At 68.8% G+C, this 26,695-nt stretch carries 25 protein-coding genes and 1 other RNA gene; 20 read left to right on the forward strand and 6 right to left on the reverse strand.

Going from position 1 to position 26,695, the window contains the following annotated elements:
* Positions 1-19 precede the first annotated feature (19 nt).
* The 3 genes from ppk1 to BLU04_RS05395 all read left to right on the forward strand — a co-directional run bounded on the left by ppk1 (position 20) and on the right by BLU04_RS05395 (position 4,537).
* The gene (gene ppk1 / locus BLU04_RS05385; protein ID WP_093283200.1) at positions 20-2,314 is read left to right on the forward strand and encodes a polyphosphate kinase 1; all 2,295 of its coding nucleotides are present in this window, start codon (positions 20-22) and stop codon (positions 2,312-2,314) included.
* A gap of 109 nt (positions 2,315-2,423) precedes the next feature.
* Complete coding sequence (locus BLU04_RS05390) at positions 2,424-3,485, forward strand: hypothetical protein (RefSeq protein WP_093283203.1); 1,062 nt, start codon at positions 2,424-2,426, stop codon at positions 3,483-3,485.
* A gap of 23 nt (positions 3,486-3,508) precedes the next feature.
* Positions 3,509-4,537, forward strand: a complete 1,029-nt coding sequence (locus tag BLU04_RS05395; protein ID WP_093283205.1) for a hypothetical protein — start codon at positions 3,509-3,511, stop codon at positions 4,535-4,537.
* Positions 4,538-4,563: 26 nt separating this feature from the next.
* On the opposite strand, the gene BLU04_RS05400 is transcribed toward BLU04_RS05395, so the two are convergent.
* From BLU04_RS05400 to BLU04_RS05415, 4 genes are all read right to left on the reverse strand, one after another.
* The gene (locus BLU04_RS05400) at positions 4,564-5,043 is read right to left on the reverse strand and encodes a GDYXXLXY domain-containing protein (protein WP_093283207.1); all 480 of its coding nucleotides are present in this window, start codon (positions 5,041-5,043) and stop codon (positions 4,564-4,566) included.
* Positions 5,044-5,062: 19 nt separating this feature from the next.
* Complete coding sequence (locus BLU04_RS05405) at positions 5,063-6,163, reverse strand: DUF4401 domain-containing protein (RefSeq protein WP_157895142.1); 1,101 nt, start codon at positions 6,161-6,163, stop codon at positions 5,063-5,065.
* On the reverse strand, positions 6,160-7,209 hold the full coding sequence (locus tag BLU04_RS05410; RefSeq protein ID WP_093283209.1) for a DUF2157 domain-containing protein: 1,050 nt from the start codon (positions 7,207-7,209) through the stop codon (positions 6,160-6,162). Before BLU04_RS05410 ends, BLU04_RS05405 begins: the two co-directional genes overlap by 4 nt.
* A gap of 88 nt (positions 7,210-7,297) precedes the next feature.
* On the reverse strand, positions 7,298-9,154 hold the full coding sequence (locus BLU04_RS05415) for a bifunctional homocysteine S-methyltransferase/methylenetetrahydrofolate reductase (protein ID WP_231964900.1): 1,857 nt from the start codon (positions 9,152-9,154) through the stop codon (positions 7,298-7,300).
* Between the two features lie 133 nt (positions 9,155-9,287).
* Between BLU04_RS05415 and BLU04_RS05420 the strand changes: the two genes are divergently transcribed.
* From BLU04_RS05420 to BLU04_RS05445, 6 genes are read left to right on the forward strand one after another with little or no spacing between them, the layout of a single operon-like run.
* Positions 9,288-10,379: a TIGR00730 family Rossman fold protein gene (locus BLU04_RS05420; protein ID WP_093283212.1), complete on the forward strand. Its 1,092-nt coding sequence runs from the start codon at positions 9,288-9,290 to the stop codon at positions 10,377-10,379.
* 12 nt (positions 10,380-10,391) lie between these two features.
* On the forward strand, positions 10,392-10,859 hold the full coding sequence (locus BLU04_RS05425) for a L,D-transpeptidase (protein WP_093283214.1): 468 nt from the start codon (positions 10,392-10,394) through the stop codon (positions 10,857-10,859).
* A gap of 24 nt (positions 10,860-10,883) precedes the next feature.
* Positions 10,884-11,957 carry an NUDIX domain-containing protein gene (locus tag BLU04_RS05430; protein ID WP_093283216.1) on the forward strand — a complete coding sequence of 358 codons (1,074 nt, stop codon included), beginning with the start codon at positions 10,884-10,886 and terminating at the stop codon, positions 11,955-11,957.
* Positions 11,920-12,282 (forward strand): dihydroneopterin aldolase, encoded by a 363-nt coding sequence (locus BLU04_RS05435; protein ID WP_093288472.1) that lies wholly within the window; start codon positions 11,920-11,922, stop codon positions 12,280-12,282. Before BLU04_RS05430 ends, BLU04_RS05435 begins: the two co-directional genes overlap by 38 nt.
* A 2-nt stretch (positions 12,283-12,284) precedes the next feature.
* On the forward strand, positions 12,285-13,133 hold the full coding sequence (locus BLU04_RS05440; protein WP_157895143.1) for an ABC-2 family transporter protein: 849 nt from the start codon (positions 12,285-12,287) through the stop codon (positions 13,131-13,133).
* A 14-nt stretch (positions 13,134-13,147) separates the two neighbouring features.
* A complete protein-coding gene (locus BLU04_RS05445) occupies positions 13,148-13,960 on the forward strand; it encodes an ABC-2 family transporter protein (protein ID WP_093283222.1) in 813 nt (270 codons plus the stop codon).
* A gap of 279 nt (positions 13,961-14,239) precedes the next feature.
* On the opposite strand, the gene BLU04_RS05450 is transcribed toward BLU04_RS05445, so the two are convergent.
* Positions 14,240-15,817 (reverse strand): hypothetical protein, encoded by a 1,578-nt coding sequence (locus tag BLU04_RS05450; protein WP_093283225.1) that lies wholly within the window; start codon positions 15,815-15,817, stop codon positions 14,240-14,242.
* A gap of 137 nt (positions 15,818-15,954) precedes the next feature.
* On the opposite strand from BLU04_RS05450, the gene BLU04_RS05455 reads away from it, so the two are divergent.
* From BLU04_RS05455 to BLU04_RS05500, 10 genes are all read left to right on the forward strand, one after another.
* Positions 15,955-16,422 (forward strand): GatB/YqeY domain-containing protein, encoded by a 468-nt coding sequence (locus BLU04_RS05455; protein ID WP_093283227.1) that lies wholly within the window; start codon positions 15,955-15,957, stop codon positions 16,420-16,422.
* Positions 16,423-16,442: 20 nt separating this feature from the next.
* Positions 16,443-17,252, forward strand: coding sequence for a cytochrome c biogenesis protein CcsA (gene ccsA / locus BLU04_RS05460; protein ID WP_093283230.1), 810 nt, complete (start codon positions 16,443-16,445; stop codon positions 17,250-17,252).
* Positions 17,249-18,448, forward strand: coding sequence for a glutamyl-tRNA reductase (gene hemA, locus BLU04_RS05465; RefSeq protein ID WP_093283233.1), 1,200 nt, complete (start codon positions 17,249-17,251; stop codon positions 18,446-18,448). The genes ccsA and hemA overlap by 4 nt, the downstream gene beginning before the upstream one ends.
* Positions 18,449-18,466: 18 nt before the next feature.
* Positions 18,467-19,396: a hydroxymethylbilane synthase gene (gene hemC, locus BLU04_RS05470; RefSeq protein ID WP_093283235.1), complete on the forward strand. Its 930-nt coding sequence runs from the start codon at positions 18,467-18,469 to the stop codon at positions 19,394-19,396.
* The gene (cobA, locus tag BLU04_RS05475) at positions 19,393-20,931 is read left to right on the forward strand and encodes a uroporphyrinogen-III C-methyltransferase (RefSeq protein WP_093283238.1); all 1,539 of its coding nucleotides are present in this window, start codon (positions 19,393-19,395) and stop codon (positions 20,929-20,931) included. Before hemC ends, cobA begins: the two co-directional genes overlap by 4 nt.
* A gap of 6 nt (positions 20,932-20,937) precedes the next feature.
* Positions 20,938-21,270, forward strand: coding sequence for a tetratricopeptide repeat protein (locus tag BLU04_RS05480; protein WP_093283240.1), 333 nt, complete (start codon positions 20,938-20,940; stop codon positions 21,268-21,270).
* Positions 21,271-21,344: 74 nt separating this feature from the next.
* The gene (locus tag BLU04_RS05485; RefSeq protein WP_093283243.1) at positions 21,345-21,776 is read left to right on the forward strand and encodes a hypothetical protein; all 432 of its coding nucleotides are present in this window, start codon (positions 21,345-21,347) and stop codon (positions 21,774-21,776) included.
* 99 nt (positions 21,777-21,875) lie between these two features.
* Positions 21,876-22,916 carry a hypothetical protein gene (locus tag BLU04_RS05490; protein ID WP_157895144.1) on the forward strand — a complete coding sequence of 347 codons (1,041 nt, stop codon included), beginning with the start codon at positions 21,876-21,878 and terminating at the stop codon, positions 22,914-22,916.
* The gene (locus tag BLU04_RS05495) at positions 22,913-23,404 is read left to right on the forward strand and encodes a hypothetical protein (protein ID WP_093283248.1); all 492 of its coding nucleotides are present in this window, start codon (positions 22,913-22,915) and stop codon (positions 23,402-23,404) included. Before BLU04_RS05490 ends, BLU04_RS05495 begins: the two co-directional genes overlap by 4 nt.
* Positions 23,401-24,042, forward strand: a complete 642-nt coding sequence (locus BLU04_RS05500) for a cytochrome c (RefSeq protein ID WP_093283250.1) — start codon at positions 23,401-23,403, stop codon at positions 24,040-24,042. The genes BLU04_RS05495 and BLU04_RS05500 overlap by 4 nt, the downstream gene beginning before the upstream one ends.
* A 22-nt stretch (positions 24,043-24,064) precedes the next feature.
* On the opposite strand, the gene rnpB is transcribed toward BLU04_RS05500, so the two are convergent.
* Positions 24,065-24,517: RNase P RNA component class A (rnpB, locus tag BLU04_RS05505), an RNA gene on the reverse strand.
* A gap of 122 nt (positions 24,518-24,639) precedes the next feature.
* On the opposite strand from rnpB, the gene BLU04_RS05510 reads away from it, so the two are divergent.
* On the forward strand, positions 24,640-26,691 hold the full coding sequence (locus BLU04_RS05510) for an O-antigen ligase family protein (protein ID WP_093283253.1): 2,052 nt from the start codon (positions 24,640-24,642) through the stop codon (positions 26,689-26,691).
* Positions 26,692-26,695 lie beyond the last annotated feature (4 nt).

Raw genomic sequence — 26,695 nt, forward strand, 5'->3', positions numbered from 1 at the left:
CCCCCCCTCCCGAGGCATCATGGCGGCCTCTGTGACCCCCTCCCGCCTCCCCTCTTTCTCCTGCCCGGAATATTTCAGCAACCGCGAATTGAGCTGGCTCGATTTCAACCAGCGCGTCCTGGAGGAGGCCCAGGATCCCTCCCAGCCGCTCCTCGAACGGCTTCACTTCCTCTGCATCGTCAGCTCGAATCTCGACGAGTTCTTCGAGGTCCGCGTCGCCGGGATCAAGCAGCAGATCGAGAGCGAATCGGTCGACGAGACGATCGACGGCGCGACGCCCCGCTCCGGCTTCAAGGCGATCCGCGAGCGGACCCTCCGCCTCGTCGACGACCAGTCCCGCCTCTGGAACGAGGAGCTCCAGCCCGGCCTGGAGAAGGCCGGCATCCACCTTCCCCACATCGCCCACCTCCCGCCGAAGGACAAGGACTGGGCCCGCCATTACTTCCGCGAGGAAGTCCTCCCGGTGCTGACGCCGCTCGCCGTCGACTCCAGCCATCCCTTCCCCCACCTGCTCAACAAGAGCCACAACCTGATCGCGACCCTCCACCGCCGCCAGGACGGGGGCCGGGAATCGCACGCCATCGTCCAGCTCCCCCGGACCCTCGACCGCCTGATCGAGCTGCCGCGCAAGGAGGGCTCCGACTCGAAGGAACGGAGCTTCCTCCTCCTCGGCTCCCTCATCGCCTACTTCATCGCGGAGCTCTTCCCGGGCGACGAGGTCACCTCGGTCTGCCCCTTCCGGATCACCCGGAACAGCGACCTCTACATCGACGAGGAAGAGGCCGAAAACCTCCTCCACACCATCGAGGAGGAGCTGCGGAAGCGGAACCGCGGCAACGCCGTCCGCCTCGAGGTCCGCGACGATTGCCCGCCCGAGATCGAGAAATTCCTGATGCGCTCCCTCCAGCTCGCGCCGGAGGACATCTACCGCCATTCCGGGCCGATCAATTTCCTCCACCTCATCCCGCTGCGCGGCCTCGAGGAATTCGCCCACCTGCGGGACCGCCCGTGGACGCCGATCCCCTCCGTCGAGATCGATCCCGCCCTCTCCCTCTTCGACCAGATCCGGCGGAAGGACATCCTCCTCCACCATCCCTACGAGAGCTTCGCCCCCGTCGTCGACTTCGTCGAGGCGGCCGCCGTCGACAGCCGCGTCCTCGCGATCAAGATGACCCTCTACCGGACGAGCGGCAATTCCCCCATCGTCGCCGCCCTCATCCGCGCCTCCGAGAACGGCAAGCAGGTCACCGTCCTCGTCGAGCTGAAGGCCCGCTTCGACGAGGCGAACAACATCAGCTGGGCGCGCCAGCTGGAGGAGGCGGGCGTCCACGTCGTCTACGGCCTCGTCGGCCTGAAGACCCACTGCAAGCTCCTCCACGTCGTACGGCGGGACGAGGACCGGATCCGGTTCTACACCCACCTCGGCACCGGCAACTACCATCCCGGCACCGCCCGGTTCTACACCGACCTCAGCCTCTTCACCTCCCGCCCCGCGCTGACCCGCGAGGTGGCCACGCTCTTCAACGTCCTCACCGGCCTCTGCCGCTTCGAGGGGATCCAGCATCTCCTCGTCGCCCCATTCTCCCTCCTCTTCCAGCTGAAGGAGAAGATCCACGCCGAGATCGAGGCGGCCCGCGCCGGGAAGCCGGCGAAGATCGTCGCGAAGATGAACTCCCTGGTCGACGACGAGCTGATCCGCCTCCTCTACGAGGCCTCGACCGCCGGGGTGAAGATCGACCTGATCGTCCGCGGCATCTGTTGCCTCCGCCCCGGCATCCCGGGTGTCAGCGAGAACATCCGGGTCTTCAGCGTCATCGGCCGCTTCCTCGAGCACAGCCGCATCTTCTCCTTCGCCAACGGCGACGGTCCCGGCAAGCCGCAGATCTACCTCGGCAGCGCCGACTGGATGCCGCGCAACCTCCGCCGCCGCATCGAGGTCGTCTTCCCGATCCTCGACCCCGCCCTGGCCCGCCGGATCGAGACCGAGATCCTCCCCGCCTACCTCTCCGACCGGGTGAAGTCCCGGGAACTCCTCCCCGACGGCACCCACCGCCGCCGCCAGCCGGAACCGGGCAAGAAGCCGACCCAGGCCCAGCTCACCTTCCGCGAGCTGGCCCGCCGCCAGCAGAAGGCCCGCCAGGACGAGAAACGGGAAGCGAAGGGAATCCGGATCGTCCCGGCCCTCGCCCCCGAGAAGCCGGCCAAGCCGGCGGTGAAGAAGAGCGTCAAGCCGTCGGCGAAGGCCCCGGCCAAGGCGAAGAAGGCGGCAGCCAAGCCCGCCGCCCGCAAGGCCGTTTCCCGGAAGAAGCGGTAAGAGGAGGTCTTCGCGCCCATTCCGTTGGAATGGACGTCCCGGCTCGTTCGTGTCATGATGGCCTTCAGGGGGGCTTCGCAGCCTTAGCAACCTCTTTTCCCACAGGACCATGCAAACGACCGAACGCGACCGTTCCGCCACTCCCGTCCCCCTCGATCTCCGCCTTCTCGCCCGCCTGCGGGAAGCCTCGAAACTGAGCGGCCTCTTCCTGATCCTCCTTGCGGTGACGGTCCTCGTCGGCTGGATCTACGAGGACGACATGCTGAAGCGTTTCAGCCCCGGCCTCGTCACGATGAACCCGGTGACGGCGCTCTGCTTCGTCCTCGCCGGCCTGATCCTCTGCACCCTGCGGGAGGAGGAGGCGGCCCCGGTCTGGGGACGAGGCTTCGCGCTCTGCCTGGTCGGCGTCGGCGGGTTGAAGCTCGTCGATTACGCCCTCGGCTGGGATTTCCATTTCGACCAGGTCCTCTTCCACGACCAGCTCCGGCACGACCGCCTGACGACGGGGAACCAGATCGCGCCGAACACGGCGATCAACTTCGTCCTCGCCGGCCTCGCGCTGTGGCGGCTCCAGGCGACCCGGGCGCGGTTCTCCCTCGCGACGCAGAACCTCTGCGTCGTCCTCTTCTGCATCTCGGCGGTCTCCCTCATCGGCTACCTCTACGGGGAGCACGCCCTCTACCGCATCGCGGGCCGGACCCCGATGGCCTTCCACACGGCGCTCGGCTTCTGCCTGATCTCGCTGGGGGTGATGCTGGCCCAGGCCGACGCGGGGTTGGCGCGGCTCCTCACCGGCCCGACGAGCGGCAGCGCCAGCGCGCGCCGGTGGATGCCCGTCGCCTTCGGCCTGCCGGTCCTCCTCGGCGCGTTCCGCCTGTGGGGGGTGGCGCGGGGCTGGTTCTCGGGCGAGTTCGGCGTCGCCCTCCTGATCGTCGTTTCCTCGGCCATCTTCGCCTTCCTGGTCTGGAAGGACGCGGTGCTGCTCGACCGGATGGACCGGGAAAAGCGCGAAGCCGAGGGGCGGCTGAGGCAGGCCTACGAGGAGATCGACCTCCGCCTCCGCGAAATGGCCGCCCCGCTCTACGCCGTCAACGACGATCTGAAGGCGGAGGTCGCCCGCCTCAAGTCCCGGACCCCGTCCCAGGCCGACGCCGAGCGCGAGCGTTCCTGATCTCCCTTTTTTAACCGCCATCCATGTACACCACCCCGAGCGAGGCCGAAGTCCTCGCCTCCCGCCGCCTCTCCCGGCTGAAGGAGGCGGCGCGGGTCTGCGGCCTCCTCATCGTCGTCTCGGCCATCGCCGTCCTGATCGGCTGGATCTACGAGGACGATTTCCTGAAGCGGATCAGCCCGTCGTTCGGCGCGATGAATCCGCTGACGGCCCTCGCCTTCGTCGCCGCCGGGATCGTCCTGTGCCGCTTTTCCGAGGAGGGGAAGGGATCGCTCCTCGGGAGGGCCCTCGCGGGCTTCGTCCTCCTTGTCGGGGTCGTGAAGCTTCTCGATTACGCCCTCGGCTGGGAGTTCCACATCGACGAGATCCTGTTCCGTGCCCAGGTGCTCGGGAACAACGTGAAGGCCGGGAACCACCTCTCCCCCAACACGGCGGCCGCCTTCCTCCTGGGCGGCCTCGCCCTCGCCCTGCTCGAATCCCGCCGGGGCGGGCGGTTCTCCGCCTGGGCGCAGGGCTTCAGCCTCGCCCTGCTCGGCATCGCGACGATCTCCCTCATCGGCTACCTCTACGGGCAGTATTCCCTCTACCGCCTGGCCGGACGTTCCGCGATGGCCCTCCACACGTCGCTCTGCTTCGCGCTGCTGGCGCTGGGGGTGATGCTGGCCCAGGCCGAGGGCGGGATGGTGCGGCTCCTCTCGGGGACGACCGCCGGGGGTTCGAGCGCGCGGCGGCTCCTCCCCGTCGCCGTCGGCCTGCCGATCCTCCTCGGCGCGCTCCGGCTGTGGGCGGCGAAGGGGGGCTGGTTCTCGCCCGAGTTCGGCGCGGCTTGCCTGATCATCCTTTTCTCGACCCTCTTCGCCTTCCTGACGTGGAGGGACGCGGCGACGCTCGACCGGATCGAGCGGGAGCGCCGGGAGGCCGAGGCGCGGCTGAAGCAGGCCCACGAGGAGATCGACCTCCGCCTCCGCACCCTGGCCGCCCCGCTCTATGCGGAGAACGAGGCGCTGCGGGCGGAGATCGCCCGGCTGAAGCCCTTGGTCAAGGGCGGATAGGCCTAATAAACCGAATAGGCTCGATCTTAGAGCGGTTTCAGCGCCTCGTCGCGGAGGCCGACCAGGACGCTTTCGCCCGAGGGGGCGACCCGCAGCTCGCCGTAGCGCGCGGCGGCATAACGCTGGCCCTCTCCTTCCTGGAAGAAGAACGACTCGGCGCCGAGCCGGACGCGAAATCCCCGCTCGCGGTACCGGAGCCGGATCTCGCCCTCGGCCAGGGGGGTTCCGTCGTCGACCCGGACGAAGGTGGCGGTGCCGTCCCCGGCCTGCGCCAGGACGAGGAAGCCGTTTTCGGCCAGGGCGCCTTGATTTTGAGCGAGCGCCGCCGTGCTCGCCTCGTAGTTGAGGGCCATGTAATCGCCCTGCATCAGGGAGCGGGGATCGACGGGGGCGAGGCGGAGCAGGACGGGGGTTCCCCGGGCGAGCAGCGCCTCCTTTTGGCGGACGAGGGCGAAGCCGGTGGCGGCCATGGCCAGGGCGATCAGGACGAGGACGATGCTTCTCATGGGAGGGGGATTTTTCATTTCAGCGGCGGTTCCAGACCGTTTTCTTGAGGACGGCGAGGGCGAGGAAGAGGACCGCCCCGCTGGCGCAGAGGATCAGCGACTTCGAGGCGAGGCTCGCCGTCAGCATGTAGTAATAGACGAAGAGGGAGTAGCCGAGGAAGAGGAGGCCGCCGTACTCGAAGAAGCGGTCCTGGCGGGCGTAGCCCAGCACGATCAGGCCGAGGGCGAGGAGGAGGGGCGGCGGCGCGATCGCCCCGAGCGCGACGGTGAAGAGCCCGGCGACGATCACGGTGCGGCGGTCCCGCTGCCACGCCGCCCTTCGCCCCAGCAGCGTCCAGCCGAGTGCGAGGAGCGCCGCGAGGAAGAGGAGGCCCGGGAGGATCGAGGCTTCCTTCGCGCGGGTCGGGCCGAAGAGAGCCAGGTTGTAGGCGAACGGCATCGCCACCAGGGAGAGCGCCGCCGCGTAGCCGAGGGGACGCCAGGCGATCGCGGTCCGCCGGACGAAGATCGCCCCGAGGAGCGCGAGGTGGAGCGCCATGTAGAGGACGAGGCCCCGGTCGAAGGGGGGATTGCGCGTCGCGGCGTCGAGCCAGTGGCGTCCGGTCAGGTCGTAGAGCGCGGCGATGCCGAAGAGGAGGGCGACGAGCGAGGAGAGGAACCGGTGGCATCCGTCCCGGTAGAGGAAGTAGTCGACGGCGGCCAGCGTGGCGGCGACGAGGGCCAACAGGGTTGCCACGTGGGGGAGGTGCTGGCGCTGGAACTCCATCCCAAGGCTGATGAGGACGAGGAGGTGGCCCGTCATGCTGACGGCGAGGCAGACCTGTTCGAGGAAGAACCCGGCGATCCGTCCCCGCGCGAAGGTCGCCGTCCCGATGAGGACGAGGCCGATGACGGTGAGAGGGCCGATGTTCTGTTCCCACGACGAGGCGAAGAGGCCGACGAGAAAACCGAGGAAGAAGAGCGAGGCGACCCACGCCCCCCCGGCGGTCAACGCCTGGAAGTACCACGGCGAAGGTTCCTGCGCTGTCTCCCGGACGGCGGCGAGGGTGATCCGTTCCGCCGTCTCCGTTCCGAGTTGTCCCGTCGCGACCAGCGTTTGCGTCAATGTATCGGTCTTCATGAAAGTGCCTCCGCGCGCATCCGGCGGGCCACGACCCTCAACCCCCAGACGGCGGCCCCGAAGAGGCCGAGCGTCGCGATGCCGAGGACGAGGAAGGCTCCGGTGTGGTCGCCGCTGCCCCGGAGCAGGAGGTGGGCGAACCCGACGAGGACCACCGAGCAGAAGCCCAGCGTCAGGAGCGCGAGGGCGGGGAGGCTTCCCGCGACGAGGCGGTAATAGGGAAAGCCGGCTGCGACGAAGGCGAGCCAGAGCCAGGGCGTCCATCGCGTGCCGTAAAGGTCGCTCACCCACTCCTCGAGGATGAAGGACGACATCGCCGCCGTGAGGGTAAAGGTGACCGCCGCGACGATCGCGAGGCGGAACCATTCCCGACGAAGCCACGGCAGGGCGAAGCAGCGGCCCGCCTCGACGAGGAGGAGCGCCGTGCCGTTGAGCGCAACGTCCCACAGCAGGAGGTGGTCGGCCCTGTTCCAGGCCGAGGGGAAGAGGGTCTGGTTCCATCCGGCGACCAGGGTGACGTTGAGGAGGACGAGCCAGAGGAGCCACAACGCGGCGCTCCGGCCCCACGCGGCGAGGGGAAGAAGGAGGGCCGCCCAGCCGAGGAAGAGCTGATAGCTGTCGGCCCCGGTCTGGTAGACCTGGCCGAAGACGGCGAGGAAGACCCCGGTGAGGACCGCCGCGCCGAGGAGGGAGAGCTCCCCGGCCCACGTCCGCGTGTCGAGCCAGCCCGCGCCGGTCAGGCAGAGGACCCACCCCGCGCCGATGACGAGGAACTTCTCCCGCGCGGGGAGGGCGTGCCAATTGTAGGCGAAGAAGAGGACGATCCCGCAGAGGAGGAGGAGCGTCGCGATCCCGGCGAGCAGGCGGGTCGCCCACCGCTCCCACGGAAGGGCCTCGACCAGGCCTTTTTCGAGGGCGGTGAGCTCGGCGTCGTCGACGAGGACGATCCCCTCGGACCGCCATGCGCGGAAGCGGCCCGAGGTCGCTGAAGTGGCCGAAGCGGCCGGGGTGCGGTTGCCCGCGGAAGGGGAATCGTCGATTGCCATGTCCGAGGAATACTCGATCAGGCGGAAATGATCGAATCGATAAATTTTAAGCCATCATCGATTCGATCGATGATGGTGGGACTTCCATCTATCCCTGCATCAGCCGGACGCTCGCCTCGTACCGGAGGAACGGGGTGATGAGGTAGAGGCCGCCGGCGGTCCCGTTCGCGTGGGCGCGGATCTCGTCGCGAATCCCGGCGGCGAAGCGGTGGCCGCACTCGGCGGCGGCCTTGTCGTCGGCCGCGTGGCGGAACTGCTCGCGGACGGCGTCGGGGATCACGATGCCGGGAACCTCGTTGTGGAGGAACTCGGCGTTCCGCGCGTTGAGGAGCGGCATGAGGCCGACGAAGACGGGAACGCCGAGCGCCGAGACGGCGGCGACGGTCTTCTTCACCAGCGCGGCGTCGAAGACCGGCTGGGTCATCACGTATTGGGCCCCGGCCTTCACCTTCGACTCGAGTTTCTTCACCTGGCTGTCGAAGTTCTTCGCGTTCGGGTTGAAGGCGCAGCCGATGACGAAGTCGGTCTTCCCCTTCAGGTCCTTGCCGACGGCGTTGACGCCCCGGTTCATCCCTTCGAGGAGCTTCAGGAGGCCGATCGAGTTGAGGTCGTAGACCGAGGTCGCGCCGGGATGGTCGCCGAACTTCGCCGGATCGCCCGTGATGGCGAGGAGGTGGCGGAAGCCGAGCGCGCCGAGGCCCATGACCTCCGACTGGAGGCCGAGGAGGTTCCGGTCCCGGCAGGCGAGGTGGAGGAGGGGGATCGCCTTCAGTTCCCGCCGGATCAGGACGGCGGCGGCGAGGTTGCTGACGCGGAGGATGGCGAGGGAATTGTCGGCCAGCGTGATCGCGTCGGCCCCGGCGGCATCGAGGGAGCGGGCTCCCTCCATGAACTTCTCCATGGAGAGGGTCTTGGGGGAATCGAGCTCGACGATCGTGACCGGCTTCGTCTTCAGCCGCTCGAGGAGGGAATCCTCGACGGGGGCCTGCGGCGCGAGGGGCTGGGGCTTGGCCTCGACGGTCGAGACGCGGAGGGGGCGGGCCGGCTTCCCGCCTTTCCGGGGCTTCAGGTCGGCGACGGCGGCGGCGAGGGCGGCGGTGTGGGCGGGGCTGGTGCCGTAGTCGCCGCCGAGGAGGCGGACGCCGCGCTCGACGAAGAGGGGGGCGTTGGCGGCGAAGTACTCCGGGCTCGCCGAGTAGTTGAAGCGGCCCTCGTAGAACTCGGGCTTCCCCGCGTTCGGGTAGGCGGCGGCGACGTCGTCGATGCCGAGCTCGAGGCGGTCGAAGAGGCTCAGTGAGGCTTGGACGCCGCACGTGCCGTTGACGCCGACGATGTCGGCCCCCGCCTTGCGGAGGGCGCGGAAGGCGGTCTGGAAGTCCTCGCCGCTGCCGAGGCGGCCCTCCTCGGAGATGCCGAGGGAGGTGACGACGGGGACGTTGGAGAGGTTCTGGAAGACGTCGAGGGCGAGGAGGAGCTCGGAAAGCTCGGTGAAGGTCTCGAGGAAGAGGAGATGGCAGCCGCCGTCGAGGAGGGCGCCGATCTGCTCCCGGTAGAGGGAGCGGCGGTCGTCGTCGGTGAGGACGGGATCGGTGGGGCGGACCTGGAGCGGGCTGACCGAGCCGCCGACGTAGACGTTCTTCCCCTTCGCCGCGTCGGCGAGGAGGCGGGCGGCCTTCCAGTTGATCTCGCTCACCTTGCCGTCGAGGCCGTAGCGGGCGAGGCGGAGGCGGTTCGCGCCGAAGCTGTTCGTCTCGACGACGCGGGCCCCGGCGGCGATGTAATCGTCGTAGACCTTCGTGACGAGGTCGGGCTGGCTCAGGTTCGCCTCCTCGAGGCAGGCCCCGGCGGGGACGCCGAGGGCGTGGAGGTAGCTGCCGGTCGCGCCGTCGCCGACGAGGATCCGTTCTTCGAGTTCGTCCAACAGGTTCATTTTCGAGTGTGCCATGGGGAGATCTGCTGATGAGTTAAGGGTTTGCCGGGAGAATAGACAAGGCGGTGCGGAGGGGAATTTTTGGGGTCATCTGTGTAATGACACCCAATTGCTAAATCCCGGCCGATCGGATACGATGGGTCTCCCCATGCCTGCCGGAATTGAGAGTAAAGCCGATCTGGTGACGAATGTGTTGAATGAAGGTTCGGTCCGCGCTCCCTACGGGACCGGCGATGCGGGCCTCGATGCGAAGATCAAGGCCTTCCTGGCCGAGACGGGCCTCGATCCGGCCTGCAAGGAATACTTCGAGATGGTTGTCTCGGTCTATCGGATCGCGCAGCAGGAGACGACGCCGGCCGACCGCTACCTCTTCAACCAGTCGCTGAAGGAGCTCCGCTACGCGAGCAAGATTTTCTCCCAATACAGGGACCGGAAAAAGGTCGTCGTCTTCGGCTCGGCCCGGACGCCGACGCGGGCGCGGGAATACCGGGCGGCCCGCGACTTCGGCGAGATGATGACGAAGCACGGCTACATGACGATCACCGGCGGCGGCGACGGCATCATGGGCGCGGCCCATGAGGGGGCGGGGCGCGAGAACAGCTTCGGGCTGAACATCGCCCTGCCGTTCGAGCAGAAGGCGAACGCGACGATCTACGGCGACTCGAAGCTGATCAACTTCCACTACTTCTTCACGCGGAAGCTGAACTTCGTGAAGGAGGCCCACGCCATCGTCCTCTTCCCGGGCGGCTTCGGGACGATGGACGAGGGCTTCGAGGCGATCACCCTCATGCAGACCGGCAAGGCGGTGATCCGCCCCGTCGTCTTCGTCGACGCGCCGGGCGGCAACTTCTGGCGGACCTTCGAGAAATACCTCCGGGAGCACCTCCTCCGCGACGGTCTCATCTCCGAGTCCGATTTCCACCTCTTCAAGTTCACCGACGACCTCAACGTCGCCCGCAAGGAGATTGAGGCGTTCTATTACAACTTCCATTCCTACCGGGGCATCGGGACGCAGACGGTGATCCGCCTCCGCCGCGAGGTCCCGGAGGGGGCGCTGAAGCGGCTCCGCGACGACTTCGCCGACATCCTCCATACCGACGACGATCTTCGCGCCTGCGCCGTCTTCCCTGAGGAGGCCCACGACAAGGCGATCGCCGACCTGCCCCGCCTCTGCCTTACCTTCGACCGCAAGGCCTGGGGCCGTTTCCGCCAGTTGATCGACCGGCTGAACGAGTTCTAACCGCTCCCTCCGATGAACACCCCCCGCAGGCTCCGCGTCGACGTCGCCGCGCAGCGCGTCGACCTGCTGAAGGGGGCGACGGTCCTCTGGTCGGCCCCCGTCAGCACCTCGCTCTTCGGGCTCGGGGAAGAGGAGGGGAGCAACAAGACCCCCCGGGGCCGCTTCCGCGTCGCCGAGAAGATCGGCGACGGGGAGCCCCTCGGCACCCGCTTCGTCGGGCGGAAGCCGACCGGCGAGGTCTGGACGCCCGAGGCCCCGCTCCAGGAAGTCGATTGGGTCCTCACCCGCATCCTCTGGCTCGAGGGCCTCGATCCGGCGAACGCGAACACGAAGGGCCGCTACGTCTATTTCCACGGGACGAACCGGGAAGACCGGATCGGCACCCCCGCCTCCCACGGCTGCATCCGGCTGTGCAACGCCGAGATGATCGCGTTGTTCGACCGCGTCGCGGTCGGAACCGAGGTTGATATTGTCGGGTAGGGGAGGTAGCTTCTCCTTCCCCTCATGGCCGTCATCAAGAACCTCATCCTCGACTGGTCGGGCACCCTGGTCGACGACTTCCCGCCGGTGCTGACGGCGACCAATGCCCTCTTCGAGAAGCGGGGGAAGCCCGCCTTCAGCCGGGACGAGTTCCGGGAGAAATTCCGCCTTCCCTACGCCGAGTTTTACAAGGATCACCTCCCGGACGCGACGATGGAGGAGCTGGAACTCGACTATCACGAGGCCTTCCGCCACATCCAGGAGGAGATCCCGCTCCTCCCCTTCGCCCGCGATTTCCTCGACTACGCGCACGGCCGGAAGATGCCCGTCTTCCTTCTCAGCACGATCCATGCGGACCACTTCGCCGTCCAGAGCGCCCGCCTCGGCATCGCCGACTGCTTCACGCAGGCCTACACCCGCGCCCTCGACAAGCGGAAGACGATCACCGTCCTCCTCGCCGAGCACGGCCTCGATCCGGCGGAGACCCTCTTCGTCGGCGACATGCAGCACGACATCGAGACCGCCCGCCACGGCGGCGTGACGAGCTGCGCCGTGCTGACCGGCTACGACTCCCTCGCGAAGCTCAAGGCGAGCAATCCCGACCTCCTCTTCCAGAACCTCCACCAAGTCCGCCAGTGGCTCGAGCAGAACCGGACCGACGCCCATGCGGCCCCGCCCGTCCCGACCGTCGGCGCGCTGATCTACAACGCGCGGGGCGAGGTGCTGATGATCGAGACCTACAAGTGGAGCCACTGCTGGGGCATCCCCGGCGGCAAGATCAAGGGGGGCGAGACCGCCCTCGACGCCGTCCGCCGCGAGGTCCGCGAGGAGACGGGGCTCGACCTCGCCGAGATCCGCTTCGCCGGGGTCCAGGACTGCCTCTACCCGCCCGAGTTCTTCAGGAAGGCCCATTTCCTCCTCCTCACCTACACGGCGGCGCTCCCTCCCGGGGCCTCCGACGCGGTGACGCTCAACGAGGAGGCCGACCGCTTCCGCTGGGTGAAGCCCGGGGAGGCCCTCTCCCTCAACCTGAACGGCCCCAGCCGGGCCTTATTGAACCATGTCCGATCGCATCCTGATCTCGCGTTTGCGCGTTAGCACCTTCATCGGCCTCTACGACGAGGAGCGGGCGCGGGAGCAGGAGGTCGTCTTCTCCGTCGAGATCGAGCCCGCGCCCGGCGCCATCGCCGCCGCCGCGGCGGGCGACGACATCGAGAACACCGTCGACTACAGCGGCGCGGCCCAGATGATCCGCGCCGTCGCCGCGTCGCGTCCCCGCCGCCTGCTGGAGACATTGGCCGAGGAGACGGCGACGGCCCTCTTCGCCCTCCCCGGGATCGTCGGCCTGACGCTCCAGATCGACAAGTTCGTCCTCCCCGGGGCCGACTCGACCAGCGTCCGCATCGTGCGGCGGAAGGAATGACCATGCCCGAAACGCTGGCTCCCTCCCTTGCCGTCCCGCCCCTGCGCGGCCTCCTCCGGGGGTGGCGCGGGATCTTCGCGCTCGGCTTCCAGAGCGCGCTGATCTACCGCTGGGGCTTCTTCCTCCGCGTCTTCTCCAGCCTCCTGCCGCTCATCGTCACCTGGTTCGTCTGGGGGGCGGTCTACCAGGGGAAGGGGACCCTCGGCGGCTATTCGTGGGCCTCGATGATGGCCTATTACTTCGCCCTCCTGATCCTCGACAACGGCTTCGCGCCGACCGAGGACGACTTCCAGATCGCCGCCGACATCCGCGACGGGAAGATCAGCCAGATCCTCCTCCGCCCGCTCAACTACGGGGCCTACCGCTTCCTCCTCTTCGTCTCCTCGCGGGCGGCCCATCTCCTCTTCGCCGCCCTGCCGCTGGCGGCGATCCTCTGGTACTTCCGCGAGGTCTTCGTCGACGTGCCGCTCCACCGGACCCTCCTGCCCGCCCTCGTCGCCTTCTGCGGCTCGGCGGTCCTCCAGTTCGCGGTCTCGTTCATGACCGGGCTCCTCGCCTTCTGGCTGCTGGAGGTCGGCGGGATCGTCTTCATCCTCTTCTCGCTCGAGTTCCTCGTCGGCGGCCACATCTTCCCCATCGACCTCCTCCCCGAGCCGTGGCGGACCCTCGCCATCTGCTCCCCCTTCGCCAGCCAATATTGGTTCCCCGTCTCGGTCCTCCTCGGCCACGTCGAGGGGGCGGCGCTCTGGAAGGGCTTCGCGCTCCAGGCCTTCTGGATCGGCGCGGCGCTGACGCTCGCCGCCTTCATCTGGAAGCGCGGGCTGAAGCGGTATACGGCGGTGGGCGGCTAAGGAAACCCAAGCTTATGCTCGCCCTGCTCTCCAAACTCCGGCACCTCCTCGCCATCTGGCTCGCGCAGGGGAAGTATTCCCTCGCGCGGGAGATGATGTTCCGGGGGAACTTCATCATCTGGATCGCCGTCGAGGTCTGCTGGTTCGTCCTCCAGCTCGTCTTCATCCGGGTCCTCTACCTCCACGTCGACGCGATCGCCGGATGGACGCAGTGGGAGATGGTCCTCCTCGTCGGCCTGAGCCAGCTGGTGCAGCAGCTCTTCCAGACCTTCTTCATGGTCAACTTCCTCCAGTTCCCCGACCTGATCCGGGAGGGGAAGCTCGACTTCCTCCTGCTGCGGCCCGCGCCGATTCTCTTCCTCGTCTCGATCCGGCAGTGGGACGTCGGCTCGATCCTCAACTCGCTCCTCGGCGCGGCGGTCTCGGTCTGGGCGCTGGGCCACCTCGGGGTCGGGATCACCGCCGGGGGCCTCGCCGCCGCGGCGGGCTTCGTCGTCCTTGGCGTCGCGTTCCATTGGGCGATCATGCTCCTCCTCGTGACGCCCGCGTTTTGGGTGACGAACGCGCGGGGCTTCATCGGGGTCTATTACCAACTCTTCAACATCGCTCGGCAGCCGCGCGAGGCCTTCAAAGGGGTCTTCCTCCGGCTCTTCACCTGGGCGATCCCGGTCCTGCTGGTGGCGAATCTTCCCGTGCGGATGCTGGCGGGAAAGGGGATTCCCCTCGGCGCGACGGCGTGGCTGGTGGCGGGGACGGGGGTACTCTGTCTGGCGGCCTCGTGGTTTTTCCACTTCGGGTTGCGGCGATATACGAGCGCGTCGTCTTGAGGGGCGGCGGCCGTCTCTTCGACCCTGAAAGGGTCGAAGAAATTAGCCGGGGGTTGAGCGACGCGACACCCCCGGATTCAAGAGCGGAAAGGAGCCGCCCCGTCATCGGGCTGGCCCGTTCCTTTGAGGGAGGCGGGGCGCGCCTCGGCGGCTTCCTGCGACCCCTGCGGGGTCGAATCCCTCTCGTCGGTTATTCCAGGGGTGTCGGGCTTTGCCCTCAACCCCCGGCTACCTTCTTTGATCCCTTCGGGATCACTGGGGATGTCCGAAAGAAAGGCTCTAACGGCCGTCCGGATTCTTCATGTGGAAGAGATACAGATCGGTCTCATCGGCCTCGTCGTGGCTGTCGATCTCGATCAGGTCGGCCGCTTTTTTCGGGAAGAGCTTTGCCGGGTTGACGTCGAGGGTCGCCGCCTCGCCCGGGCCGCCGAGGCCGCAGATGACGCCCGCGATGAGCCAGATCCGGCCCGCGGGGCGGTGTTCCCGGAGGTAGGGGACGATGGGGGGGTAGACCTGGTCCGGGTCCCAATCGGTGTAGACGGCGGGAGGGACGGGATGGAAGCCGAGTTGCCGCGCGTAGAAGCGGTAGGCGTGCTCGCCGCTTCGGTCGACGAGGACGAGGTCGCCGGGTCGGTAGCGGGACTGGAGAAGCCGCTCGGTCACCTTCACTTCCTGGAAGAGGCGCGGATGGGTGTAGTGCTTCGCGGCGCGGGTCGTCGGCGCGATGAGCGGGACGACGACCAGGATCGCGACGACGGCCGGGCGGAGGGCGAAGGTGCGGATCGCCAGCGCCAGGCCGAGGGCCGGGAGGAGGCACATGAACGGGATCAGGAAGAGGAGCATCCGGACGGAAAGCGGATAGAGCCGCGCCCCCGCCCCGGCGAGGGCGGCGACGATCAGGAGGACGAGGAAGCTTCCCAGCCGCCAGTCCCGCCGGAAGAGGACGGGGAATCCGGCGAGCATGAAGAGGCCGATCAGGACGAGGCCGACGAGGGTGACGGGATGGGGCATGCCGATCTGCCAGATCCAGGTGTAGTCGAAGAGATGGCAGGCGGTGTGGCCGATCCAGGCGAGGTTCGCCCAGAGCCCGGCGCCGAGGCCGGGCATGAAGGAGGAGGCCCAGAAATTCTGGAGGAAGTCGTTCTTCTTCGCGTTCCGGAGGAGGAAGAAATAGTTCAGCCCCTCGACGGCGATCCAGACGGCCCCGGCGGCGAGGGCCCGCCGGAAGAGCGGCACCGATTTCTCCCGCCACGCCGCGAGGAGGAGGGTGCCGCCGATCGCCGCGAGGGAGAAAAGGGCGGGATGGGAGAAGAGGAGCGCGAGGGCTCCGGCGAGGACGAGCCAACGGAAGCGGAGCCGCCCCTCGCCGTGGAGCGCGAGGAGGAGGAAGAGGAGGAGGGAGGCGACGGCGTCGGTCTCGTACTGCTTGAACTCGACGGAGAAGAAGTTGAGCTGCCGGTTCAGGGCGAAGAGGGCCATGCCGAAGACGGCGGGCCACGAAGGGGAGGGGCAGAGCAGCCGGAGGGCCGCCCGGCCGAGGAAGAGGACGGCGATGCCCGAAAGGAGGGGGACGGTGCGGAGGGCGTAGTCGGTCTGCCCGAAGAGGAGGAAGGCCGCCTTGAAGGTGAGGAGGAGTCCGATGGGGGCGACCTGGTCGTTGTCGAGGGGATGGAAGAGGCCGAGGAAGGAGCGGTCGGCGATGTTGTTCGCCAGCATCGCCTCGTCGAGCCAGAGGGAACGGCCGCAGGCGTATTCCTTCACGCGGAGGACGATCCCGACGGCGAGGAGGAGCCAGATCAGGAGGTCGGGGTTGGCCAGTTTCCGCGCGGCGTCGCGGAGGGGGGAGGGGGGGGTCATAGTCTGGGGATGGGGCTTATCCGGGGCGCTCCAATCGAGCAGGGAGGAGGGCCCCGGGCAAGGAGGAATTGCCCCTCCGGAACGCCTTAGGGTGGGCCTTGCCTGAAGCGGCGATTGGGCCTATCCTGTTCCTCCCTATGAGTTCCCCCTCTTTGATGGCCCGGATCGACGACGATTTGAAGAAGGCGATGCTCGCCCGTGCCGCGGAGCGCCTCTCCGTCCTCCGCATGCTGAAATCGGCGATCAAATACGCCGCCATCGAGAACGCCGGGGCCTCGGCCTCGGCCGTCCCGACTGATGCCGACGTGACGACGGTCCTCCGCAAGGAGGTCAAGAAGCGGCAGGACGCCGTCGCCGGGTTCGAGAGCGGCGGCCGCCCGGAACTCGCCGCGAAGGAGCAGGCCGAGATCGCGATCCTCGACGAATACCTCCCCACCCCCCTCTCCCCCGCCGAGCTGGAGGAGATCGTGAAGGCCTCGATCGCCGAGGTCGGCGCGACGGGCAAGGCCCAGATGGGCCAGGTGATCAAGGCGGCGCAGGCGAAGGCGGCGGGCCGGGTCGACGGGAAGACGCTGAGCCAGCTCGTCCAGAAACTCCTTCCCTAATCCCCCAGCGTACCCTCCCCATGGAAGACCGGCTCTGGTTCGCTCTCGGCACCGTGCTGGCCCTGGTCAGCGCGGGCTGGTCGGCCTATGCCTTCGGCGCGGGGCGCTCCCAGCACACGCGCTGGAACAACGCCCTCCTCCTCCTCGCCTGGCTGGCGATGTCGGTCTTCCTCTCGGAGCGGGGGAAGCGGATCGGCCACTGCCCGCTCACGAACCTCTTCGAGACCCTCGCCTTTCTCGACTGGTCGCTCCTCCTCACCTACCTCGTCATCGGGACCGCCTACCGCGTCTCGGTCCTCGGGGCCTTCACCGCCCCCGTCGCCGCCGCCACGGGGGTCTTCGCCTTCATCGTCGCCGTCCCGAGCGACGTCCCCCGGGAGCTGCCCGACCTCGGCTGGCCGCTGGAGCTCCACGCCTCGTTCAGCCTCCTCGCCTACGGAGCCCTCGGCATCGGGGCCGTCGCCTCGGCCCTCTACCTCGTCCAGGAACGGCAGCTGAAGGACCACCAGCTGCGGCAATGGTTCTACCGCCTCCCCGCGATGGGCGACCTCGCCCGGATCCAGCGGCGGGTCCTCGTCTGGGGCTTCGCGCTCCTCACCCTCGGCCTCGTCGCCGGGATCGCGGTGACCCGCGCCGGGGGGATCGACTGGGTGAAGATCGTCTGGTCGGCGGGCGTCTGGGTCCTCTACCTCCACCTCGTCCTCTCCCCCCGCCTCTTCGGCTTCGGCGCGCGCCGCGTCGCGTGGTGCTCCGTCGGGAGCTACGTCTTCATCCTGCTCACGTTCTGGGGGATCAACTCCCTGAGCCACGCCCACCGGTTTTCCTCATGACCCCGGCACCGGAGCCCCGCCCCGATCCCTCCCGCCCCCCGACCTTCGTCTGCGGCGGCCTCTCCTTCAAGGAGGCCCCCGTCGCCGTCCGGGAACGGGCCGCGTTCCGGGACGAGGCGCTGCCCCAGGCCCTCGTCCGCCTGCGGGAGAACCTCGGCCTGGAGGAGGCCGTCCTCCTCTCGACCTGCAACCGGGTCGAGTTCTTCGGCGTCGGCCATCCAGCGGAGGAGGCCGCCGCCGGGGGCGTCGGCGATGCGTGGGCCTCGTTCCTCGCCTCGTTCCATGCGGAGCTGGAGGAGCCGGTGCGGGCGGCCCTCGCGGGCGATTTCGCCGCCCATTCCTTCCGGCTCTCGGGGCGGGCCTCGATCGAGCGGCTCTTCCGTCTCGCCTCGGGCCTCGAATCGATGGTCGTCGGCGAGACCGAGATCTTCGGCCAGGTGAAGGAGGCCTACCGCGTCGCCGCCGGATCGGGCGCGACGGGGAAGCGCCTCCACCGCCTCTTCCAGGCCTCGTTCTCGGCGGCGAAGGAAGTCCGCTCGAAGACCCAGATCACCCGCGGCAGCGTTTCGGTGGGCTCCGTCGCCGTCGAGCTGGCGGAGCGGCTCTTCGGCAGCCTCGCGGGGAAGACGGTGATGGTCCTCGGCGCGGGAGCGACGAGCGAGCGGACCGCCCGCTCCCTCCAGGGCCGGGGCGCGGGCTTCCTCCTCGTCGCGAACCGGACCTACGAGAAGGCCGAGGCGCTGGCCGCCGAGCTGGGCGGCGAGGCGATCCATTGGGACGCCTTCGAGGCGCGGGTCGAGCAGGCCGACATCGTCGTCAGCTCGACCTCGGCCCCCCACTACGTCCTGACGCGGGAGCGGATCGACCAGGTCCGCCGCCGCCGGGGCGGGCGGCCCCTCTTCCTCATCGACCTCGCCGTGCCGCGCGACATCGAGCCCTCCGTCACCCACCTCCCCGACGTCTACCTCTACGACATCGACGACCTCGAGGCGATCGCCCGGACGAACCAGCGGGAGCGGAGCGCCGAGATCGTCCGCTGCGAGGGGATCCTCGCCCCCCACGTGGAGAAGCTCCTCGCCTGGGAGGCCTCCCTGGCCTCTTCCCTGGCCGACGCCCAGGCCCAGGCCAAAGACAAGATCAAGCCGTCCTCCTCCGATCTCCCCGATGCCGGGAGCGGAAACTACAGCGCCGCCTAGCCTTTCTTTCTTCCGCTCATGAAACCTTTCCTCATCGGCACCCGGGGTAGCGCCCTCGCCCTCGCCCAGTGCGGCCAGTTGCGCGCCCGCCTCGCCGCGCTGTTCCCGGAGCGCGTCTTCGAGCTCTCGATCCTCCGCACGCGGGGGGACGACCTCTCCGCCGCGCGCGACGCGGGGGCTTCCTCGCCTCTCCCTTTGGAGAAGGGCCTTTTCACGAAGGAAATCGAGGAGGCTCTCCTCGCCGGGACCATCGACGCCGCCGTCCACAGCCTCAAGGACATGCCGGTCGAGGGGCCCCAGGGGCTCGTCCTCGGCGCGATCCCGGCGAGGGGCGACGGGGCCGACGTCCTCGTCCTGAAGGGGACCGGCTCCGGGGGGTTCGACACCCTGCCGCACGGCGCGACCGTCGCCACGGGCAGCCCCCGGCGGACGGCCCTCCTCCTCCACCTCCGCCCCGATCTCCGCGTCGTCCCGCTGCGGGGTAACATCGATACCCGGCTCCGCAGGCTCCGGGAAAACGACGGCTGGTCGGCCATCGTCCTCGCCGCCGCCGGACTCGACCGCCTCGCCCCCGACCTCGCCGGGATGGCACTCCATCGCGTGACGCTCCCGCCCGATCTCTTCCTCCCCGCGCCGGGGCAGGGCGCCCTCGCGTTCCAGATCCGCGCCGGGGACGCCGGGGCCGCGGCCATCGCCGCCGCCCTCGACGACGCGCCGACCCGGGCCGCCGTCACTGCCGAGCGGGCCTTCCTCTCCGCCCTCGGCGGCGGCTGCCGCGCCCCCCTCGGGGCCTACGCGCGGATCGAGGCCGGACGCTTCCGCCTCGACGGCATCGTCTGGAAAAAAGAGGATCGCCCCGCCTTCAGCGGTTTCGTCGAAGGGGCGGCGGACGAAGCCGAGGCGCTGGGCCGCGCGCTGGGCCGCGAACTCCTGGAGGCGGTCGAATGAGCCAGAGCCGTTCTGCCAACTCCAAGGGCATCGCCTACCTCGTCGGGGCCGGTCCGGGCGATCCCGGGCTCCTCACCCTCCGGGGCCGCGACCTCATCGCCCGCGCCGACGTCGTCATCTACGATTACCTCTGCAACCCGGAGCACCTCGACCACGCCCGCCCCGACGCGGAGATCCTCTATGCCGGAAAAAGCGGCGGGAACCACACCCTCACCCAGGACCAGATCAACGCCCTGATCGTCGAGAAGACCCGGGCGGGCCTCACTGTCGTCCGGCTGAAGGGGGGCGATCCGTTCGTCTTCGGCCGGGGCGGGGAGGAGGCGCAGGAACTCGTCGCCGCCGGCCTCGCCTTCGAGGTCGTCCCCGGCATCACCTCGGCCATCGCCGCCCCGGCCTACGCGGGGATCCCGATCACCCATCGCGATTTCGCCTCCGGCTTCACCGTCCTCACCGGGCATGAGGATCCGACGAAGGAAAATTCGGCGATCGATTGGGCGGCCCTCGCCCGCTTCCAGGGGACGAAGGTCGTCCTCATGGGGGTCGAGCGGCTCCGCGCCGTGACCGGATCGCTCCTCGCCCACGGGGCCGATCCCGCCACGCCCGCCGCCCTCGTCCGCTGGGGGACGTGGGCGAAGCAGGAGACCCTGACGGCGACCCTCGCCACCCTCGCCGACGAGGCCGAGGCGCGGGGCTTCAAGGCCCCTGCCGTCACCCTCATCGGCGGCGTCGTCTCGCTCCGGGCCGAGCTCGACTGGGTCGGCGCGCGGCCCCTCTTCGGGCAACGGATCGTCGTCACCCGGACGCGGACCCAGGCCGGGGCGCTCTCCGCGCGGCTCCGCGAGCTGGGGGCCGACGTCCTCGAGATCCCGACGATCCGGCTGGAGCCCCTTCCCGTCCCCGCCGAGGACGAGGCGGCGTGGAGCGACTTCGCCAACCGCTTCGACTGGCTCCTCCTCACCAGCCCGAACGCCGCCGACCTCTTCTTCGACCGCTTCCTCGAGCGGCACGGGGACATCCGCGCCCTCGGCGCGGTGAAGATCGCCGTCGTCGGCCCCGGCACGGCGGCGAAGGTCGGCGCTCGGGCGCTCGGCATCGCCCTCCAGCCGAAGGTCTTCACCGCCGAGGGGCTGGCCGCGGCCTTCGCCGACGGCGAGGTGAAGGGGAAGCGGTTCTGCTTCGCCCGCGCCGACCTCGCGGGCGAGGTCCTTCCCGATTCCCTCCGCGCCCGGGGCGGCGAGGTGTCCGAGTGGACGCTCTACCGCACCGTTCCCGAGACCGGGGACCGGGACCGGAAGGGGACGCGGAAGCGTTTCGCCGAGGAAGGGGCGTCGTGGATCACCTTCGCGAGCGCGAGCGCGGCGGAGAGCTGGCACCGGCTCGGCCTCGCCCATCCTTCCACTCCCGGCCCCCGGATCGCCAGCATCGGTCCCGTCACCAGCGAGGCGCTCCGCCGCCTCGGCTACACCGTCGATATCGAGGCGAAGGAGCAGACCCTGTCGGGACTGGTCGACGCCCTGATTTCCGCCGCCCGCTAAATTGAAATGAAGACCAAGGATGAATGGTTGGACGAGGGGAACGGCGCCCTCGCCGTCGGCGATCTCGCCGCCGCCGAGGCCGCCTACGCCGCCGCGATCGGAATCGCCCCCGACGACCACGAGGCGTGGCACGCCCTCACGATGGCCCGCTACAAGCAGGGCAACTACGCCGGGGCCATCGAGGCGGGCCTCCGCGCCTCGGCCCTCGACCCGAACGACCAGATGACCTGGACGAGCCTCTCCCTCGCCTACGTGAAGGAAAACAGGATCGAGGAGGCCGAGGCCGCCGCCGCGAAGGCGAAGGTGATCTCGTGGGGTGGGAAGATTAAATTGGATTAAAGTAGCCCCATTAAATTCAGGTTATTTGTTCATTTTAATTGCGTTTTCGCGATTTTGAGGAATAGATAAACCTCATGAAGATCTCGCAATTGACCAGCGCCCAGCTCGGGGAACTCTCGAAACTCGTCGCGCTGAAGGAAAAGCTCCAGGGCGAATTCAAGAAGCTCGAGGCCGAACTGCAGGCCGTCGAGGCCAAGCTCGAGAACATCGGCGGCGGCGTCGCCGGGGGCAGGCGCCGGGGCCGTCCCGTCGGGAGCAAGGGCAAGGCCAAGGGCTCCACGGCGACCGGCAAGAAGCGCGGCCCGAAGAAGGGCTCGAAGCCGGGCTACCTCAAGGCCCAGGTCGTCGAGGCACTGAAGGTCGCCGGGGCCGCGGGCCTCACGATCAAGGAACTCGCCGCCGAGGTCGGCTCGAAGCCGAACAACCTGAACAGCTGGTTCTACACGACGGGGAAGAAGGTCGCGAAGAAGCTGGCCGACGGGAAGTATGTCCTCAGCGGTAAATAGGAAACGCGGAAAGTAATTTCGCCGCACCTGTTTTAAATTCGTTTTAAAGTAAGGGGGCGCACGGTATATATGCCGTGCGCCCTTTTTGTTTTTTAATCCGTGAAGAAACGCCTCCTTCTTTTCCTGGCCTGGCTCGGTTTGTTCCTGGGGGCGCTCTCCGCCGTCGAGGTCTCGGCGGCGGTCGTGGGATGGGGAGGGGAAGGCGGTTTCGGATGGACCGCCGTCCGCATCCATCGGTTGATCCTGGTGGCGGGCGGCTTCTGCGCCGGGTGGGCGGCCTTTGCCGGCGGCGGGATCGGGCCGCTTCTCTCGCCCCGGACGGTCGCGGAGCGTTATGCCTCGGCGGGATTCTTTTTCCTGATCCTTTGGGTGGTCCTCCCGGGCGGCGCAGCCCTCCCCTCGGGCGCGGCGTGGACCGCCTCCGGGCTGCTATTCCTGTGGATGGCTCCGCTCTCGCTCGCGGCCCTGTGTCGCGCGTTGCCGGAGCGGGCGGGGCGGGGCGGGCTGCCGGAGGAGGGGGCGGCCCGATTCGGGTTTTGGATCCTGGTTCTGTTCGGCGGCTGGGCCGGGGCGGCCCGGGTCGCCTCGGGGCCGGTCCCGGCGTGGGTCGGGACGGCGGGGGTCGCCGCCGTCCTGCTGCTGGCCCTCGCCGGGGTGGCGTGGTGCGTGGTGCTGGCCGCGCTCTTCCGGGACGGGGGCTGGGACCGGATTCGCCATGGGGCGGGGGGCGGCTTCCTGCTGGCCGCGGCCCTGGCGTTTCCGCTGTGGCTGGCGCTGGTCTGGATCGGCTCCTTCCGGGGTCTCGGCGCGCATCTCCATCTGACCCTCTTTGACGCGGCGGTCGATGACATCGCGGTGCCGGGGCTGGGCGCGATGGCGTTCCTCGGCTACTTCGCCCGTCCCGTCCGGGCGCATCGCGCGGCGTTCTGGCTCTATGCGGGCGGCTTCGTTTTCCTGATCGGGGGCGGGCTGGCTGGCGGCATCCTGCAGGCTTTGGCCTTCACCGATCGGGCGGTCCCGTTCGCGGCGGTCGGCAGCTTGTTGAAACCGTTGCTTTGGATGCGGCTGATCGGGTGGGGAGCGATGGGGACCGCGCTGATCGTCTACGGGTGGGGATTTTTTGAGAGGAGGGCGAAATGAACGGGCGGCTCGCCTTCTTCGGCCTCCTCGCCGCCGCGACGCTCTTTTCGTGGTGCGGGCTGGTGCAATGGCCGTCCGCGCAGATGGCCGAGTTGGTTCCGAAGCATCCCGAACTCCGCGACGGCCAGATCGTCGAGGCGGAGGGGGACGTGATCGCCAAGTCGCTCTACCGATGGCAGGGCTGCTTCGTCTGCCACACGCGGCAGGTCGGTCCCGCCGACATTGCCTACGGGTGGGAGACGGAGCGGACGGGGCCGGTCGCCTGGGCCCGGCTCGGCATCCCGCCGGAGGGCGCGGACGGCGTCGTCGGCCTTTCCCGGATCGGTCCCGACCTGAGCCATCTCTCCGGGCGCTATACGCCGGAGGCGTTGGCGCGGTTTCTCTCCGGCCATCACGCGATGCCGCCGGACGGGACGTCTTCCCCGGAGCGGCTGGCAGCGTGGCTTCTCCAGTCGGAGAAAAAGGATGAGAGGGGAGCGAGGCCGTGAGCGATCTTTCTCCTCCTGTTCCTCCCTCCGCCCCGCGCTGGCTGACCCTCCTCGCCGGGATCGCGGGGCTGTGGGCGCTGAGCTATCTCTTCCTCTACAACGGCGGGTTCGACGGCGCGACGGTCGACGAGAACGCGACCTTCGCCGCGGCAGGCGACGCGGGCGGCGAGGCCGATCCGGTGGCGATGGGGAAGAAGCTCTACCGCCGGAACTGCCTCGCCTGCCACGGCGCGGAGGGGCGGGGCCTGCCGGGGCAATATCCGCCGCTGGCGGGATCGGAGATCGTCCTCTCGAAGGAGGGCTTCGGGGAGAACCACCTCGCGTGGATCGTCCTCGACGGCCTCGTCGGGCCGGTGCGGGTGGCGGGCGCGCCGCAGTGCAACGGGGCGATGGTGCCGTGGAAGGGCTATTTCGACGACGCGAAGCTGGCGGCGGTCCTGACCTACATCCGGCAGGAGTGGGGGAACGCCGCGCCGCCGATCGCCCCGGAAGGGGTCGCGGCGGCGAGGGCGGCCTCGGACGCCGGGGCGCGGCGGGGACCGTGGACGATCCCGGCGCTGCTGCAGCATCCCGCGGAGGCGTTGCCGCAGGGCCCTCTTCCCGTCGCCCCCAAAAAAGAGTCAGGCACCCCTCCGTGAAGAGGGATGCCTGACATAGTGCATCGTGCGTCCGGACCTAAGCCGAATTCTGTCCCGGGCGGAGGCCGATGCGCCTGCCGTCCCTTGGGCCGTCATTTCTCTGCCGCCGTCGTTTCTTGCGGAACGACCGGCGGCCCCGATCAGTGACCGTGGTGCGGCCTAACCCGGAACCGGATCTCCCTCTTGCGAGGGGAATCGGATCAGGCGATCCTGGGATCGGTCCCTGTTCGGCCTTGCATCGCGTGGGGTTTATCGCTTCCCGCCGTTGCCGGGGGAAGGGTGGGCTCTTACCCCGCCTTTTCACCCTTTCCGGAAGGGTCTCCCCTCCCGGTGGTCTTCTTTTCTGTGACACTTTCCATGCCGCTCCGCTTGCGCGTGAACGGCTCCGCTGTCTTCCGGCGGCACGCTGCCTGACGATGTTCGGACTTTCCTCCCGGAAGGAGTGACCCTCCCGAGCGACGACCGTCCGGACGCCTGGAGAGCATGGCAGAAGGACGGGGGCGGAAAAAGGTTTAAAACGGTTTAAAAAGGTTATCGTCATCGGGCCCGCCCGCGCTTGTCCTTCCCCCGCTCTTCCCGCTACGCTCGCGTTCTTCCATGGAGCCCGACGTCGTCGTATCCCCCTTCGCGAAACCCCGCGCCGCCAAGCTGGCCCCGGGCTCGGTCGTCGGCGCGGCGCTGATCGTCCTCCTCCTGGCCGTCGGCGTCACGGTCCTCGGCGGGGCGCGGACCTGGATCCTCCTCCCGATGTTCGGCCTCGCGGCGGGGCTGATCCTGCTCCAGTTCGGCCGGATCGCCGCCGGGCCGGGGCTCGGCATCGGGCGGCTGGTGCGGCCCGACGTGATCGACGCCCTCGCCTTCCTCTTCCTCGCCTACGCGACGATCCGCTACGCCACGGCCCCGATCGAGTACACGGCGAGGATCGAGTGGATGACGATCCTCTCCGGCGGCATCGTCTTCTGGACGGCGCGCTACGGCCTGGTCCGCTCCGGCCACGGGCTGATCATCCTCTGGGGCCTCACGGGGATCGCCTTCGCCGAGGCCCTCTTCTCCATCTGGCTTTCCTTCAATCCCGATTTCAAGGTCTGGGGGGAGACCCTCAACATCCATTACTATCCCCGCTTCCTCGGCTCCTTCGGCTGCCCGAACCATTACGGGGCCTTCCTCTACATGGGGACCTTCTCCGCCCTCGCCCTCGCTTTTTTCCTGCCGCAGGAGCACCGGCTCCCGAAGCTCCTCCTCCTGCTGGCGGCGGTGACGATGGCCTTCGGCGTCGCGTTCTCCCTCTCCCGGGGGAGCTGGATCGGGTTCTTCGCGGGCTTCGTCGTCTTCGCGATCTTCTGCGTGAAGAACGGGAAGATTCCGGCGAAGGGGGCGTGGATCGCGGTCGGCGGGCTCCTCCTCCTCGCGGGCGCCTGGGCGCTCATCTCCCCCGACGTCCAGGGCCGCCTCTCGGAGATGACCGCCCATCTCTCGACCCTCGGCGGGAACCAGTCCCTCGACGGCTATATCCGCATCGTCCTGGCGCACGACGCCTGGCGGATCATCTGCGACTACTTCTGGTTCGGCTCCGGTCCCGGCACCTTCGCCTTCCTCCATCCCCGCTACCAGGACGCCCTCTACAGCACGCTGGCGATCTACCCCCACGACGACTACCTCAACACGTGGAGCGATTACGGCTTTGTCGGTTTCCTCCTCGCCTTCGGCTTCGCCAATGCCGTGGTGGCGGCGATGTGGCTCCGGGTCCGGTCGCGGCGGAGCGGGTCGTGGGGCCGCCGGGCGCTGCTCGGCGCGGGCCTCGCCTCGTGGACGGCGCTGATGCTCCACGAGACGCTCGACTTCAACTTCCACATCCCCGTCGACGCCCTCGCGGGGCTGACCCTCGCGGGCCTCGCCCTGCGGGCGAACGGCGGGGAGGCGGCGGTCTCCTACGAGGGGAAGTGGGCGAAGCGGACGGCGAAGATCGCCGCCGTCGCGGGGGTCTTCCTCTCCTGCTTCTTCGTCGCCCGCCTCACCGAGACCGCGCGGGGATATTATCCTTTCTTCCGCATCGATGCGCAGAAGGGCGAGGCGATCTTCCCCGAGGCCGAGATCGCCCTCACCGAGGCGCTCCGCTTCGATCCCCGGGCCTGGGAGGCGCAGGCGCTGCTCGGCGACTATTGCCGGGCCGAGGCGGTGAAGCAGGCCGACGAGAAGGACCGGATGGACCTCGCGCAGAAGGCCGTCACCGCCTACCTCGGCGCGATCGCCCTCAATCCCTACGACGACGGCCTCCTGGTCCGCCTCGGCCTGACCTACGACGAGATGGGACGCTTCGACGAGGCCTACATCGCCTACTCAAAGGCGATCGCGCGGCGGCCTTACAACGGGTTTTATCACGCCTACCTCGGCCTCCATTTCTGGCGGCGCGGGGGAATGAAGAACTTCGTCCGGGCCGAAAAGGAATTCGAGACGGGCCGGAATTGCCCCTACGGGCAGGAGACGGCCTTCGCCTATCAGAAGCAGTTCGCCCAATACCGGCTGCAGATGGCCGCCCAGGCCCCCGTCCCGCCCGCACCGGCGGCGACGCCGACCTCGACTCCCGTCGCCCCCGCGCCGACGGCGGAGGAGAAGGGCGCGGTCCCCGAAGAGGCCGACCCCGCGAAGTAAGGGG

This window comes from Verrucomicrobium sp. GAS474 (assembly GCF_900105685.1).
GTDB lineage: Bacteria > Verrucomicrobiota > Verrucomicrobiia > Methylacidiphilales > GAS474 > GAS474.